The organism is Pseudoduganella ginsengisoli, from assembly GCF_009720865.1.
GTDB lineage: Bacteria > Pseudomonadota > Gammaproteobacteria > Burkholderiales > Burkholderiaceae_D > Rugamonas > Rugamonas ginsengisoli.
Genome location: NZ_WNLA01000131.1, coordinates 1 through 232, shown reverse-complemented (window position 1 = coordinate 232; position 232 = coordinate 1). Strand labels below are relative to the sequence as shown.

Annotated in this window: 1 protein-coding gene; it reads left to right on the top strand. The window is 68.1% G+C overall.

The features are described 5' to 3' along the window. On the top strand, positions 1-232 hold a 232-nt coding region (locus GM668_RS30865), incomplete at both ends, for an Ig-like domain-containing protein (RefSeq protein WP_170305945.1).

Below are 232 nucleotides of genomic sequence, written 5' to 3'. Positions count from 1 at the left end.
CCGGTGTTTGCCGGCGGTGGCGCGGAAGCCGGCGCCAAAGTGCATCTGTATGCCGGCGGGGTGGAAGTGGGCAATGCCGTGGCCGACGCCAGCGGCAACTGGAGTGTGACGCACACGGCGGCAGCTACCGGCGTCGACATTGCGTACACGGTCACGCAGGAAGACAAGGCGGGCAACTTCAGTGCGCCGTCGCAGGGCCTGAAAGTGACGATCGACCGCACGGCGCCGGCAG